The 14,120-nt window shown below is 70.7% G+C and carries 8 protein-coding genes; 2 read left to right on the forward strand and 6 right to left on the reverse strand.

Translation table 11 applies throughout. The annotated features are described in order from the left end of the window. Nucleotides 1-17: 17 nt before the first annotated feature. The 4 genes from AOM45_RS35845 to AOM45_RS35860 form a co-directional block, all read right to left on the reverse strand. A complete protein-coding gene (locus tag AOM45_RS35845; protein ID WP_051784303.1) occupies nucleotides 18-5,906 on the reverse strand; it encodes a non-ribosomal peptide synthetase in 5,889 nt (1,962 codons plus the stop codon). 222 nt (nucleotides 5,907-6,128) lie between these two features. Further along, the gene (locus AOM45_RS35850) at nucleotides 6,129-7,232 is read right to left on the reverse strand and encodes an FAD-dependent oxidoreductase (RefSeq protein ID WP_035912388.1); all 1,104 of its coding nucleotides are present in this window, start codon (nucleotides 7,230-7,232) and stop codon (nucleotides 6,129-6,131) included. Nucleotides 7,233-7,252: 20 nt separating this feature from the next. Next, on the reverse strand, nucleotides 7,253-8,410 hold the full coding sequence (locus tag AOM45_RS35855) for an FAD-dependent monooxygenase (protein WP_051784302.1): 1,158 nt from the start codon (nucleotides 8,408-8,410) through the stop codon (nucleotides 7,253-7,255). A 347-nt stretch (nucleotides 8,411-8,757) separates the two neighbouring features. Continuing rightward, the gene (locus tag AOM45_RS35860) at nucleotides 8,758-10,656 is read right to left on the reverse strand and encodes a S9 family peptidase (protein WP_030471137.1); all 1,899 of its coding nucleotides are present in this window, start codon (nucleotides 10,654-10,656) and stop codon (nucleotides 8,758-8,760) included. Between the two features lie 53 nt (nucleotides 10,657-10,709). Between AOM45_RS35860 and AOM45_RS35865 the strand changes: the two genes are divergently transcribed. Next, a complete protein-coding gene (locus AOM45_RS35865) occupies nucleotides 10,710-10,928 on the forward strand; it encodes a response regulator transcription factor (RefSeq protein ID WP_030471136.1) in 219 nt (72 codons plus the stop codon). 47 nt (nucleotides 10,929-10,975) lie between these two features. On the opposite strand, the gene AOM45_RS35870 is transcribed toward AOM45_RS35865, so the two are convergent. After that, nucleotides 10,976-11,461, reverse strand: coding sequence for a hypothetical protein (locus tag AOM45_RS35870; protein WP_030471135.1), 486 nt, complete (start codon nucleotides 11,459-11,461; stop codon nucleotides 10,976-10,978). A gap of 190 nt (nucleotides 11,462-11,651) precedes the next feature. Between AOM45_RS35870 and AOM45_RS35875 the strand changes: the two genes are divergently transcribed. Then, complete coding sequence (locus AOM45_RS35875; RefSeq protein ID WP_030471134.1) at nucleotides 11,652-12,842, forward strand: MFS transporter; 1,191 nt, start codon at nucleotides 11,652-11,654, stop codon at nucleotides 12,840-12,842. A 250-nt stretch (nucleotides 12,843-13,092) separates the two neighbouring features. Here AOM45_RS35875 and AOM45_RS35880 read toward each other — a convergent pair whose 3' ends face one another. Next, nucleotides 13,093-14,025 carry a LysR family transcriptional regulator gene (locus tag AOM45_RS35880; RefSeq protein ID WP_051784301.1) on the reverse strand — a complete coding sequence of 311 codons (933 nt, stop codon included), beginning with the start codon at nucleotides 14,023-14,025 and terminating at the stop codon, nucleotides 13,093-13,095. Nucleotides 14,026-14,120 lie beyond the last annotated feature (95 nt).

Here is a 14,120-nt window from a genome sequence, read left to right on the forward strand (position 1 = left end):
TGGTGCGTCGGGGGTTTTCAGGAGCGGCGGCGCTGGCGGGAAGCCCGCAGCCGCCTGCCGCGGTCACTGCCCTTGCGCGCGGCGGCGCGGTCGTCGTCCGCACCGGCGAGGCGCTGGGCGAGCGCCCGTGCGTTCGGGCACTCGAAAACGGTCAGCAGCGGGAAGTCCCGGTTGAGCGCGGCACGCAACCGCTGGTAGATCGACGTGACGCGGACCGAGCTGGCGCCGAGCTCGAAGAAGTTGTCGCGCGCTCCGACCTCGACGCCGCCGAGCACGTCCCGTGCGATGTCGACGACCAGCTGCTCCAGCTCGTTCGCTGGCGCCTCGTACGCGGTGCTCCGCGCGACCGCGACACTCTGCGCGGCCAGCGCACCGCGGTCGACTTTCCCTTGACCGGACAGGGGAAGGTCGTCGACGACCCGGATGACCGACGGCACCATGTAGCCCGGCAGGCGCCTGGTCAGGTGCTCGGTCAGCCGTTCGGCGAGCGAACCCTCCGCCGGCGGCTGGTCGTCCGGGACGCCACCGACCACGACGTGCAGCAGCTCGTGCGACTCACCGAGCGCGAACAGGTCCGTGATCCGGTCCTGCCTGGTGCCGCCGACCTGGCAGAGCCCGAGCTCGCAGCCGGTCGCCGTGGTCTCCAGCAGCTGCGTGACCAGTCCGGCCTCGATCAGCGTGAAGTCGCGGGCGAGCTTGCCGTACAGCGGTTCGATCGCGGCGTGGTCGGCGACCAGGAAGATCGCGAACGCGGCACCGTCGTAGAGCGACCGGGAGGCGGCCGCGAAGTCGGGCCCCGGGCCTTCCTCGTCCGGTGAGCACCGCACCAGCCGGTGCGCGTCCGGGTCGTAGTAGTACGCGCCGCCGGGCAGGCCGTCGACCCGGTCGGACTTGACCCACACGTACGTCTGCACGGGGTAGAGGCCGCCCGCGGAGCCGTAGTCGTAGGCGGGCAACGCGCGGTCTCCCGCACGGGCCCGCAGCGCGCCGAGCAGCCTGCTCAGCCGTTCGAACGGAACGGGTTCGCCGAGGAACGCCCGCCGGCTCGACCTCGTGCGCGGCCGCGGGGCGTCGACGAGCGGCACCGCCTGGCCGGACAACCGGCGAAGACCGTGCCGCGCCAGCGTGAACTCCATCCGGCGGGCCGGATCCAGTTCGACGTCCCCGGCGTCCTCCGCCTTCTTCTCCTCGGTGGTGACGAAGGCGACCAGCCGCTTGTCACCGCGGTCACCGGACGCGATCACGACCGCCTGCCGCACGTCGGGGTGCGCCGTGAGCGCGTGCTCGATCTCCCCCAGCTCGATGCGGTAGCCACCGACCTTGACCTGGAAGTCCTCCCGGCCGAGGAACTCGATCACCCCGTCCGGCCAGTACCGGCCGAGGTCACCGGTGCGGTACCAGCGGTCACCGCCCAGCGCGGACACGAAGCTCCGCGCGGTCCGCTCCTCGTCCCGCCAGTACCCCGTCGCGACGCCGTCACCGCCGATGAGCAGCTCACCGGTCACCCACACCGGACTGCGCTCACCACGCTCGTTGACCACCGCGAACTTCTGGTTGCGCAACGGTTTCCCGTACGGGATCGACACCCAGGCGGGGTCCACGTCCTCGACGGGGAAGAAGATCGACCACACCGCGGCCTCCGTGGCACCGCCGAGGCTCAGCACGGAGACACCCGGTGCCACGGCGTGCAGGCGCTCCGGCAGGTCCACCGGGATCCAGTCGCCGGACAACATGACGACCTTGAGGCCGACCACGTCCTGCTCGCCTTCCGCGTGGGCGCAGAACATCTGCGCCAACGCGGGAACCGAGTTCCACACCGTCACGCCGTGCTCGACGACGAGCTCCCGCCACCGGCCTGGGTCCCGTGCCGCCTCCGGTTCCGGCAGCACCAGCGCGCCGCCGACGCCCAGCACGCCGAACACGTCGAACACGGACAGGTCGAAGCTCAGCGACGACAGGCCGAGGGAACGGTCCTCCGCGCCGATGCCGAAACGTTCGCAGACGTCGGCCAACGTGTTCAGCGCCGACCTGTGCGTCACCGCCACTCCCTTCGGCGTGCCGGTCGACCCGGACGTGTAGATCACGTACGCGACGTCATCGGGCTGGGCAGGGCACTCCCAGGCCGCGACGTCCGCCTCCTCCCAGCCGTCGACGTCGACGTCGAGCGTGGCGACGCCGGACCATGCGTCCAGATGCGCTTCCTCGGTGACCACGCAGCACACACCGGAGTGCTTCTGCAGCCAGCGCCTGCGTTCCCTCGGCAGGTCCGGCGCCATCGGCACGTAGATCCCGCCGGCCGCCGCGACGCCGAGCACCGCGACGATCTGCCGCCAGCCCTTCCGCAAACCGACCCCGACCGCGGCACCGCGACGAATCCCCATGGCGCGCAACCGTTCCGCGACGGCGGTAGCACGGCCGCACAGCTCGCCGAAGGTCAGCCACCGGCCGGCCCAGACCGCGGGCTCGTCCGGAGTGGACAGTGCGCGGGCGAACACGGCCTCGTGCAACAGCTGTTCCGGCAGCTCGCCCTCGGTCGCGTTGACGTCGTCGAACAGGATCTCCTGCCACCGCGGCAACGCCACGTCCGACGCCTGCCACGACTCCTCGTCGGCCAGACTCTCCACCAGCGTGCAGTAGGAGGCGAACATGTCGTCCAGCACACCCGCGGGGAAGAGCTCGTCGACCGAGTCCCACGACAGCGTCAGCGCGCCGGTGTCCTCGGTCGCCTGGTGGTCCAGGTAGACCTGGGGCGTCTGGGACACCGTGTACCCGGTGCGGCCCAGCTCGATCGGGAACAGCGACTCGTCCTCGCCCTGGTAGCCGACACCGCTCGTGAACACGACGGGCGTGAGTGCGCCCGTGGCCGTGCCGCGTGCCTGTGCGAGCTCGCGCAACACCTGCACACCGCTCACCGCGTCGTGTGCGAGGTCGTTCCAGAGCTGGGTCTGCACGGCCTGTGCGAAACCCGCGAACGGCACCGGCTCGCGCAGGTCGATCTCGAGCGGGTCGATCGAGGTGAAGTCGCCGACCACCTCGGCGATGTCCGGGTGCACCGCCGGGCGGTTGAACAGCGTCACGTTCAACGTGAAGTGCTGCGACCGGCTCCAGCGGCCGATCACCGCGGCGTACGCGGCGAGCAGCGTCGTGGAGGCCGTGACTCCGTGCCCGGAGGCCAGTTTCTTGACCCTGCGCCACGTCGAGGCGGGGATCCGGCGCGACCGGCGCACGAACACGGGCCGCTCGACGTCACGCGGGCTGACCACGAGCGGCAGCTCCGGCGCGCCCGGCATGGTGTCGAGCCGGTCCCGCCAGTACGCCATCGCGGCGCTCGCCCGCGCCGACTCCTGCTGACGTGCCCGTTCCAGGACGCAGTCGCGGAAGGACAGCACGACCTCCGGCAGCTCCACGCCGGGATCGGTGTAGTAGCGCGCCCAGTCCCGCATGACCAGCCGAAGGCTCCACAGGTCGGCGACGAGCAGGTCGAAGCTGACGTGCACCCGCACCCGTCCGTCGGCGAACCGGCTCGCCCGCACCTCCCACAGCGGCCACTCGCCGACAGGGCGCATCTGCGCCGACATCCGCGCCCGCACCGCGAGCACGGACTTCTCGTCGGCGGAGGGATCCACGACGATCCGGTACGGCTCAACGGTCCTGAGCACCTGCTGCGTGCCGTCGGGCAGCACCACCGCGCGCAGCATCTCGTGCCGGTCGACCACCTCGCGCCACGCCGCCTCCAGCCGTTCGAGGTCGAGCGAGACGGCGTCGAGCTCCACGTAGCCGTGCGTGGCGACACCGCTCAGCTCGAACGTCTCGCTGCGGCCCACGAGGTAGGCGTACTGGATGTCGGTCAGCGGGAACGGTTCGAAGCGGTGCGCCGGGTCGGGCACGATTCCCGCGACCGGCAACGGCTCCGGCCGGTCGAGCTCACCGAGCACCTCGTCCACGATGGCGTCCAGCACGGCGGTGGTGCTCGTCAGCCGCACGCCGAGCTCCCGTTCCAAAGTCCCGCGGAACTCCATCAACCGCAGGGAGTCCACGCCGAGGCCGGTCAGCGGCACACCGCTGTCGATCTGCCACGGCGACAACCGCGCGGCGATCGCGATCTGCTGGCGCAGCCACGCCTCCAGCGCACCGCGCCGCGCCGCGGGCGTCATCGAGACCAGCGCGGCACGGTCGAACCCACCTGCCTCCGTCCTGGTGTCCCTGCTGCTCGCGAGTGCGGGCAACGCACCGTCCAGATAGGACTGGCGACAGGCGGCGTGCTGGATCTTCCCGCTCGTGGTGCGGGGAACACCGGCGGGCCGGACGAGCACGACGTCGTGGGGTTCGACCTCGAACTCGGCCACGACCGCGCGGCGAACGGCCTCGGCCACCGCGGCCAGGTCGGTGGTCCTGGTGGCACGCACGGCCTGCACGACGACGAGCCGTTCCTCGTCCTCGACGGGCACGGCGAACGCGGCTGCCACGCCGGACACCGCCTCCTCCGCCGCCGCTCCCGCCACCTCCTCCACGTCGTGCGGGAAGATGTTGCGGCCACGGATGATCACGAGGCTCTTCATCCTGCCGGTGAGGTAGAGCGATCCTTCGTGGCGGAATCCCAGGTCGCCGGTGCGCAGGTGCGGCCCGCCGCCGTCGGCCGTCCGCGCGGTGAAGGTCGTGTCGTCGTCGATCTCCCAGTAGCCGCGGGTGACGGAATCACCCGCGAGCCACACCTCGCCGACGAGGTCGTCGGGCAGTCGTGCGCCGGTCTGCGGATCGACGATCTCGAAGGCACAACCGGGAAACGGCGTGCCGCAGCCGGTGAGCTCCCTGGCCCGCCCGCCCCGCGGTGCGGCGACCCTGCCCTGCTCCAGTTCGGCGGCGTCGACCTCCAGGAACGACGGCGGACCGTCCACCGAGCACGTGGCGCCGAGCGTCATCTCCGCGAGGCCGTACGCCGGTGTCAGCGCCTCCGGCCGCAACCCGGTGCCGGAGAACACGTCCCGGAACTCCCGCACCACGCGCGGCGTGATCGGCTCGGCACCGATGATCAGCCGCCGGAACCGGGAGAGGTCCAACGAGGACCGGTCGGTCTCCGTCGTGCGGTCGACGCACAGGCGCAGAGCGAAGTTCGGGGCGTAGGCGACCACCGAGCCCTGCTGCTCGGACAGCTCGTTCAGCCAGCGCATCGGCTTCTCCGCGAACGCCTGCGGCTGCATCAGCACGCACCGCGACCCGGTGAACTGCGAGCACAGCAGCACCCCGACGAGCCCCATGTCGTGGAACAACGGGATCCAGCTCACGAACGTGTCGTCCGGCGTGAACCCGAACCCGTCCCGCAGCGCTGTCAGGTTCGCGGTCAGGTTGGCGTGGCTCACCATCACGCCCTTGGGATCGCTCGTCGATCCCGAGGTGTACTGCAGGAACGCCAGCTCCTCCGGCGCGATCGGCTCCGACGTCAGCGTCCGTTCGGTGATGTCCTCGTCGTGCAGCCAGGCGGGCTGCGCGGTGTCCTCCGGCCAGGCCGACCGCAGCAGCTCCACGTCGGCGCCGGCGGCCACCACGACGGTCGGCCGCGCGTCACCGACGATCCGCTGGAAACGGCGCCGCCGCGGGGAGTTCACCGTCGTCGCGGGCGCGAGACAGGGCACCGCGCACACACCGGCGTAGAGGGCGCCGAAGAAGCTCTCGATGAACTCGGGCGTCGTGGCGCACACGAGCGCCACCCGGTCGCCCGGCTCGGCGATCTCCCGCAACGCCGCCGCGACGGCCTGCGCTCGCGCGTCGAGTCTGCCCCTGGTCATCACGACCCGGCCACCGTCGGAGTCGACGAGCTCGAACGCCACCTCGTGAGGTGCTCGTTTCGCCTTCCCGCGCACGATGTCCACGAACGTGGCCGTGGACGACACCAACACCGGACCAGTCATGGGGCAGCTCCTCGGGACCGCGGGCGGATGCCTTCACAGCTTGGAAAACCTCGGACCGCGACACATCGCGGCAGTGCCGAAGACTTCTCCGTAGCTACACCGAAAGAACACTGGACGAGCACTTCGGTCGATCCCCCGGTACGACCGTGCCCCCGCAACGTGAAACGCCGCCCTCGTAGCCGGGTACGAGGGCGGCGTTCCACCGGGTGGGAGGTGTCCCGGTCATTCACGGGGCGAACGCGTCGCCGGACGCAGCGCCTCCTCCGTCCACTCGGAACGGTGCTCGCCGTTGCGCGGCATCAACTGGGAAAGCAGGGCCACGGACATGTCCTGGGTGGCTTCGGTTTCCTGCCGCTCCTGCGCTTCCCACGCCTTCAGCGCCAGCGGGATGTCGTCCGCCTCGGCAACCGCGATCGCGAGGTTCAGCGCGTTCGTCATGGCCGTCCCCGCACCCTGCCCCAGGGTCGCCGGCATCGCGTGCGCCGCGTCGCCCACGACCGCCGCCGAGCCGACCGACCACCGGCTCAGCCGCAGCACCTCGTACCGGTCGAACCGGGGAGCCACCGGCAGGCCGGTCAGCACCTCGTCGAGCACCGGGAACGAGGCACGCCAGACCTCCTCGTTCAGCCGCTCGCCGATCGCCTCCTCGTCGCCGTCGGGGGCGGAGAGGCTGAGGTAGAGGTCCGTGGAGTTGCACGGCACGTACAGCACACGCCGCCGGTGCTCGAGGTTCCAGTAGTTGACGTAGTTGCGCCACTGACCGGAGTCGCCGGGCGCGCGGTCGAGCGGCACCAGGAACCGGTACATCCCCAGCCCGAACACGTCGTGGCCGGTCAGCAACCCCAGTTGGTCGCGCACGGTCGAGCGGATGCCGTCGGCCGCCACCACGAAGTCGGCCGGCCACCGCGTTCCGCCCGCCACGACGAGGAACCCGTCGGGATCCGCCTCCACCACGTGGGAGTCGGTGCGGAAGTCGACGCCGAGCGAGCGCGCCCGGTCCAGCAGTGCGGTGTAGAGGTCCAGTCTGCTCAGGGTGATCATCCGCAGGCCGCCCGGCAGCGGCAGGGGCCGCGTGCCCAGCAGGGTGCCCCGCGAGTCGCGTTCCTCCCACTGCCGCGCCTCGTGCGACCTGAGCAGGACGCGGTCCGCGCAGCCGATCGACTCGAGCACGCGCAAACCGTTCTCCCACAGGAAGATTCCGGCGCCGAAGTCGCGCAGCTCGGTGCCGCGTTCGTGCACCCGGACGGACCACCCGCGCTGTGCGAGTCCGATCGCCACCGTCAGGCCGGCGAACCCCGCTCCCGCGATCTCGACGTGTCGCCCCACGGGCGCACCTCCGTTTCGTGTCATCGTCGTGCGTGCTGCGGGTCTGGTGAGAAGCCGTAGATCCAGTCCATGAACTGTCCGTTGAGGACTTTCTCGAGGTAGTCCCGGAAGATTCCGGCGGTGTCCTGGCTCCAGTCGCCGTTGGTGAGCGACGCCGAGCTCAGCCCGATCCTCGTGGTCCTGCCGATCCGTTCGAGCTCGTAGCAGGTGAGCGCGTCGGCGACGTCGTCCGATTCCGCGCGGTGGAGGCACCTGGCCAGCACGACCGCGTCCTCCAGCGTGGTGTTCACGCTCTGGCCGAGGAAGTTGATCATCGGGTGTGCCGCGTCGCCGAGCAGCGTGATCCGTCCCTTGCTCCACACCGCGAGCGGCGGGCGGTCGGCGAGGTCCGTCGCGTCGAGTTGCTCGGGGTCGGCCCCGCGCACCAGTTCGGACACGATCGGCGGCCAGTTCTCCAGGCGTTCCAGGAGTTTCCGCATCGACTCCCCGGGATCACGCGGCCAGTCCTGCGCGGAGTTGATCGTGGCGGTCCAGTACAGCTCCGCGGGACCGAGCGGGGCGAAGAAGATGCCGAGACCGGGACCCACCACGGTGAACCCGTCGGTCCGGCCGGGCGGCAGCTCCCGCCGGGTGATGCCGCGCAGCATCGAGGCCACGTGGCGGGGCGGTGGCGCACCGAAGAGCTCAGCGCGCACGGCGGACCGCAGGCCGTCCGCGCCGACCACCGCGTCGGCGGAGAACTGCGAGCCGTCGGTGAAACAGGCCGTTGCCACGTCGTCTCCGTCGCGGACCGTCCGCAGCGTCAAGCCCGTCCGCAGGCCGGACCGGCCGTGCGCGTCGAGCAGGACCTGTCTCAGATCCGTGCGCCGGACGACGACGAACGGGTCGCCGTGGCGCTGGTGGAACTCGCCGTACCGGATCGCGCCGAGGCTCTGACCGTCCACCGTGCTCACGTGGTGCTCCGACTCGACGGACAGGCAGTGGCCGCGTTCGCGCACCTCGTCGCCGACGCCGAGTGCGTCCAGCGCGCGCAAACCGTTGGGTGACAGCACAACGCCGGCGCCGGTCAGAGGAAACCCGCGCTGCCGCTCGAACACGGTCGTGCGGACCCCGGTTCCGCGCAGCGCGAGCGACGCGGCCAGCCCGCCCACTCCGCCACCGATCACCGCGACGTGCATCGACAACCACCCCCTGAAGACCGACCAGGACGAGCCTTCTCCGCCGCCACCTGACCAGTCGTCGCGGGACGACCGAAGGATTTGCCGAGAGATGAGGGCCGCGGTCTCCCGCGACTGACCGGCAGTCAGTCATCGTGACATCGCCATAGGTTCATATGGCGATGCCGCGATCAGGGGAGGTACTCATGCTCAGTGAGACCCAGTGCAACTGCCCGAACTGCAACGACACGTGCGAGGCATGCACGTGCACGAACTGCACGTGTCCCACGTGCAGCCACTGAGCGGTGTGACCGCTGGATGACGAGGGCCCCGGACGCGGTGCGCGCGTCCGGGGCCCTCCATCAGTATCAGAAACCCAGATGGGTGCGGTAGAACCGCAACTCCGCCTCCAGGCAGGCGATGATCGTCTCGGCGCGCCGGAAGCCGTGCCCCTCACCGTCGAACACGAGGTGCTCGTACGCGACGCCGTTCGAGTCGAGGTCGCGGACCATGGCGTCGGCCTGTGCGGGTGAGACGACCGGATCCTCCTTGCCCTGCAACAACAGCACGGGGCACGTGCCGGGGCTGACGTGGCCGATCGCCGACCGCGCGCGGTAGGTCTCTACGCACTCCGGCAGCGGCCCGACGAGTCCGTCGAGGTAGTGCGACTCGAAGTCGTGCGTGAGCGCCACGAGCGACTCGAAGTCCGCGATGCCGAAGTACGACACCGCCGCCGCGAACGTCGGCCCGTGCGCCGCGACGCCAGTGGTCACCGCACCGAGCGCGGTCGAGCCGCCCGCGGACGGCCCGCGGATCGCGAGCCTTCTGCCGTCTGCCATGCCGCGTTTCACGAGCGACCGGGCGGCGGCGACGACGTCCGCGACGTCCACGACACCCCATTGGCCGTTCAGCCGCTCGCGATAGCCGCGCCCGTACCCGCTGGACCCGCCGTAGTTCACGTCCAGCACGCCGATTCCCCGGCTGGTGAAGAACGCCTTCGCGAGGTCGGCCAGCCCGACCTCGTGCCCGGTCGGACCGCCGTGCGCCCACACGACGTACGGCGGCAGCTCGCCTTCGGGCCCTCGCGCCACCGGGCTGGACGGCGGATAGGCGAGCGCGTGCACCGTGTGCCCGCCGATGCCGTCGAGCTCGAGTCTCCTGGGGCGCGGCAGGTACGCGGCGTCCGGCAGCTCGTCCAGTTCGGCCCGCAGGCACTCCGTTACCCCGGTCGTAACGTCGATGCGCACGACGGCCAGCGGGCGGTCCGGCGCCCCGGCGATGCAGGCGACGGCCGTGCCGTCCGCCGACAACGTGGGCAGGAACGACGTGTAGGGGGTCGGCACGTCGGTGAGGATCCCGGTGTCCGGGTCGAGCACACCGAGCCGCAGGTCGCCACGCCCGTGCAGCACGGCGAGCCGTCCGTCGGGCAACACCGCGAACGTGCGGTCCCCGAGCTCCCACAACGGTTCCGCGAACTCCTCGGCACGCGGGCACAACGCGCGGACCCGGCCGTTCAGTTCGACGCGGTAGAGGTTCCACCAGCCCGACCGGTCGGACACCGCGTAGAGGGCGTCACCGCACCACACCGGTGCCAGCACGGACTCGGACCGGCCGCCCATCACCACGCTGCCGAGCCCGCCGTCGAGGTCCGCGACCCTCAGTTCGGTGCCGTCCCACGGCATGTCCGGGTGGTTCCAGCACACGAACGCGATCCGGGTGCCGTCCGGTGACGGGGTGGGGAAACCGAAGAAGCCGGCGCCGGACACGACCTCCCGCACCACACCGGAGCCGTCGAGCGGCACCACCACGATCGACCTGGTGGTGCTGTCGTCGTCGTGCCGTTCCCGCACGCAGAACACCGAGGCGCCGTCCGGTGAGAGTGCGAAGTCCGCGTACCGCAGTGCTTCCGGCTCGTGCGGCGCGGGAGTGAGAGCGCGCACACCTCCGTCGTCGGCCAGGTACACCCGTTGGTCGCTGTAGTTCGAGAACACCACCCCGTCGCGCACGGGGAGGTGGGAAAGGCCGCCGTACTCGTGCACGGTGCTCCGCACGTTCCACGGTGCCGGCAGCTCGATCAGGCCGGAGCGCACGACCGTGCAGCGGCCTTCCTCACCCGGTTTCGACTCCTGCCACCACACCTGCCCGCCCGCCGCCTGCGGGAAGGACAGCCTGACGCGGGAGCGCGCGACGTCGGACGCGCTGATCGGGGACGGCCAGGTGCCGTACGCCAATTCCTTCGGACAATCCTGTGGTCGCGCGGAAGTCATCTCTTGACGATAATGATTTTCATGCTGAGTAACTGGTTTCGGGGGTAGCGCTGGTGCATCTGAGTCCACGTCAGGCACAGATCTTGTCCCTCATCGCCGAAGGTCTGGGAGACAAGGAGATCGCGCAACGACTCGGCATGTCCGCGCGCACCGTCGACTCCCACCTGCAACGGCTCTACGTGCGCTACGGGGTGCACAGCAGAGCCGCGATCATCGCGCGGTGGCTGCTCGAAGGAGGCGTTCCGGAACCGGTACCCGCCATCGCCGAGTGAACCACCAGGGGACGGCGCGCGTCGCCGTCCCCTTCTCGTGCGCCGGATCAGCAGAGCATCATCACGGTGGCCTGGACGAACTTGTCGTTCTTGAACGCGGCCAGCGGGCCGCAGAACGCCTCGGCTGCCGTCTTCGGTGCGGCCGACGGGCCTTCGACGATGAAGTCCCGCTCCTCCGTGATCGTCGCCTTCACCTGCTCGCCGGGGCAGTGCACGCCGCGGTTGCGGACCAGCACGTCGGTGATCTGCGTGACGAGCTCACCGAGGTCGCCCTCCGCCCACGTGGAGACGGTGCCGTCGGTGTCCTCCAACGAGAACCGCTCGAAGACGCGTGCCTCCGCGCGGTCGTCGCCCTGGATCATCAGCATGTACACGCGCCGCTGCACGAGGTCGTCCGGCAACGCGACGAGGTTGGCCTCGACGGTCTCCGGTGATCCCATGAAGCTGTGCGACTGGCAGTCCCACGCGGCCGTGATGCACTTCTGCACCTCGGCCTCGACCTGCTGCGGGGCCCGAGAAATCTCAACAGCCATCGATTTTTCCCCTCCTGCAAGAATTCTTCGCCACGTCCTGCGAGGACTTCACCCAAGGTAGTGAGCCTGCCGCACCCGGTCGATTGGGCGATTTCACTGACAGGAGAAGGAAGGAGACATGCGCGGGACGCATACCCCTGCGCTGAACGATCATTTGACCGCGAGTTCGCGCCACCGCGATCGTGGCCTCATGACCGCACTGACCCGGTACCGCACGGCGTTGGCACTCCCCGGCATGGCCAGGGTCATGGGAGCCGCGTTCGCCTGCCGGTTGCTCGCGGGAATGGTGGTGCTGGCACTGCTTCTAGTCGCACACCGCACCACTGGCAGCTATGCGAGCGCAGGAGCGGTGTCGGGCGCCTACGCGGTGGCGCTCGCGTTCACCTCACCGCTGTGGGGCCGGATCGCCGACCGCCGCGGCCCGCGAACCGCGCTCGCCGTCGCGTCGGTGCTCCAGTCGACCTGCTTCACCCTGTTCGTCCTGACCGCGATGACTCAACCGTGGCCGCCCGCGCTGACCGTGCTCGCGTTCCTCGCGGGCGCGTGCACCCCACCGGCCGGCGCCATCTCCAACACGGTGATCGCCCGGGTCACCGACGAGGAGGCGAAGCGCACGCTGTTCTCGTTGTCCGGACTGCTCACCGAGACCGTCTTCATCGCGGGCCCGCTGATCGTGGCCGGTGTGGTCGCGGTGCTGGCACCGATCTACGCGGTGGTGGTCACCGCCGTGACCTCCGCGGCGGGCACGTGGTGGCTGCGCGGCGCACGGGCCGTGCTCGCCATCGAGCTCGACCGTCCCGAACACGGGGAAAGCCTGGCCCTGCACCGGAACCCGAGGCTGGCACACCTGCTGGCGGTCGTCGTGCTGGGCGCGTTCTCGTTGGGAGCACTGGAAGTCTCACTGGTCGCCCACGCCGACGGCTTGCGGATGAGCGCGGGAGTGCTGCTCGCCGCCATGGCCTGCGGTGGCGCGGTGGGCAGTTTCCTCTACGGCGGCACGAGGTTGCCGGGATCGCCACTCCTGCAACTGGTCGGCGCGCTCACGCTGTTCGGCCTGCTGGTGGCCACGATCGGCCTGGGTCCAGGTGTCGTCGCGACCCTGGTGGTGCTCGCCGTCGCCGGCGCGGTGAACGGACCGTCCGACGCGCTGCAGACCATGCTCGTCGGCGACTACAGCACCGACGGCACCAAATCACAGGCGTTCGCCGTGCTGATCGCGGCCAACTGGGTCGGTTTCGCTGCCGGCAACGGGATCGCGGGCGTGCTCGTGGAGCGCTACTCCCCAGGGGCCGGGGCGGCGGCGGCTGCGGTGACCACGGTGGTCGCGGCGGGGTCGCTGCTGGTACCGCTGGCGAGGAAACGGACTCCGGTCGCCGGGTGAGGCCTGACCGGACAGCGGGCCGCAGGTGCGGCGGGCGTCCGCTGAAGCCTGGCCGGACAACGGGCCGCAGGTGCGACGGTCGCGGGCTGAGGCCTGGCCGGGCAACGAAGGCGTGGCCGCGAGGGTCGGTGCGCGGCCGCGGCGGTCGGTGCGTGCGGCCGTGCGCACCGGCATCGCGGGCGTGGTCGTGGAGCGCTATTCCCCCCCAGGCGCCACCGCGACCACGCCCGCGATCACCACCGCCGTCGGCTCACCGCTCGTACCTCCGGCCAGAAAACCCACCCCGGCCCCCAACCGAAACCCGATCGGGCAACGAAGCCGCAGCCGCACGCACCGACTCCACCATCGACGCCACCGCAGGCACCCGCCGCGCACCCGCGGGACACGCGAGATACAGGCGCCGGCGCGGAATCTCGTCACACGGCCGACGCACCACAACATCACGGCGCACGCTCGGCAGCGCGAGCGACGGGAACAGCATCACGCCCACCCCGGACGCGACGAGTCCCTGTTTGCCCGTCCAGTCGTCGCAGTGCACGGACACCGCCGACACGAAGCCGTCGAGCGGCCCGAGGCAGTCCGGGTGTGCGCCGTCGATCCACGTGTCGTCGCTGAGGTCCGCGAGCGTCAGTCGTTCGCGCGCGAACGGGTGGTCGCGCGGCAACGCCACCAGCAGTTCGTCCTCGACGAGCGGGACGAGCTCGATCCCGTCGAGGTCCTGCGCGTGCAGGTCCCACTCCGTCACCAGCGCGAGGTCGAGCCGGCCAGCACGCAGGTCGGCCAGGTGGCGTTCGGGATCTGTCTGCGGCACGAACGGCTTGGCAGCGCGCGGATTCCGGGTCACGTGGTCGTGGAACGCCCGTGGCAGCAACGTGGTGTTGGCGCTGCTGAAGGAACCGATGGTCAGCGAGCCGCCGTCGCCGCCGAGCGCCGAGAGCTGGCGTTCCGCGCGGTGCAGGCGATCCAGGACGCCGCGGGTGTGGTCGACGAGCAGCGCGCCCGCGGGAGTCAGTGAGGCGCCTGTCGGGGAGCGCACGAGCAGCGGCACGCCCGCTTGTCTTTCCAGCGCGGCGATCTGGCGCGAGATCGACGGCTGGGTGCGGCACAGCGCCGCGGCGGCACCGGTCATCGACCCGTGGTCGGCGACTGCCACGAGCGCACGCAACCGGTCGAAGTCGAACATGCGCCCAGCGTATCCGCAGGGGATTTCCCCGACGGGAGTTCACCGCACAGGTCGTTCACCGACTGGGTGCGCAGCCGGGCAGCTCATACAGTCGC

The sequence above is a fragment of the Lentzea aerocolonigenes genome, assembly GCF_000974445.1.
Taxonomy (GTDB): Bacteria; Actinomycetota; Actinomycetes; order Mycobacteriales; family Pseudonocardiaceae; genus Lentzea; species Lentzea aerocolonigenes.

Bases quoted from the DNA above. Each gene is read 5' to 3' on its own strand.
- AOM45_RS35845 (WP_051784303.1), bottom strand. From the start codon at position 5,906: ATGACTGGTCCGGTGTTGGTGTCGTCCACGGCCACGTTCGTGGACATC.
- AOM45_RS35855 (WP_051784302.1), bottom strand. From the start codon at position 8,410: ATGCACGTCGCGGTGATCGGTGGCGGAGTGGGCGGGCTGGCCGCGTCG.
- AOM45_RS35860 (WP_030471137.1), bottom strand. From the start codon at position 10,656: ATGACTTCCGCGCGACCACAGGATTGTCCGAAGGAATTGGCGTACGGC.
- AOM45_RS35870 (WP_030471135.1), bottom strand. From the start codon at position 11,461: ATGGCTGTTGAGATTTCTCGGGCCCCGCAGCAGGTCGAGGCCGAGGTG.
- AOM45_RS35875 (WP_030471134.1), top strand. From the start codon at position 11,652: ATGACCGCACTGACCCGGTACCGCACGGCGTTGGCACTCCCCGGCATG.
- AOM45_RS35880 (WP_051784301.1), bottom strand. From the start codon at position 14,025: ATGTTCGACTTCGACCGGTTGCGTGCGCTCGTGGCAGTCGCCGACCAC.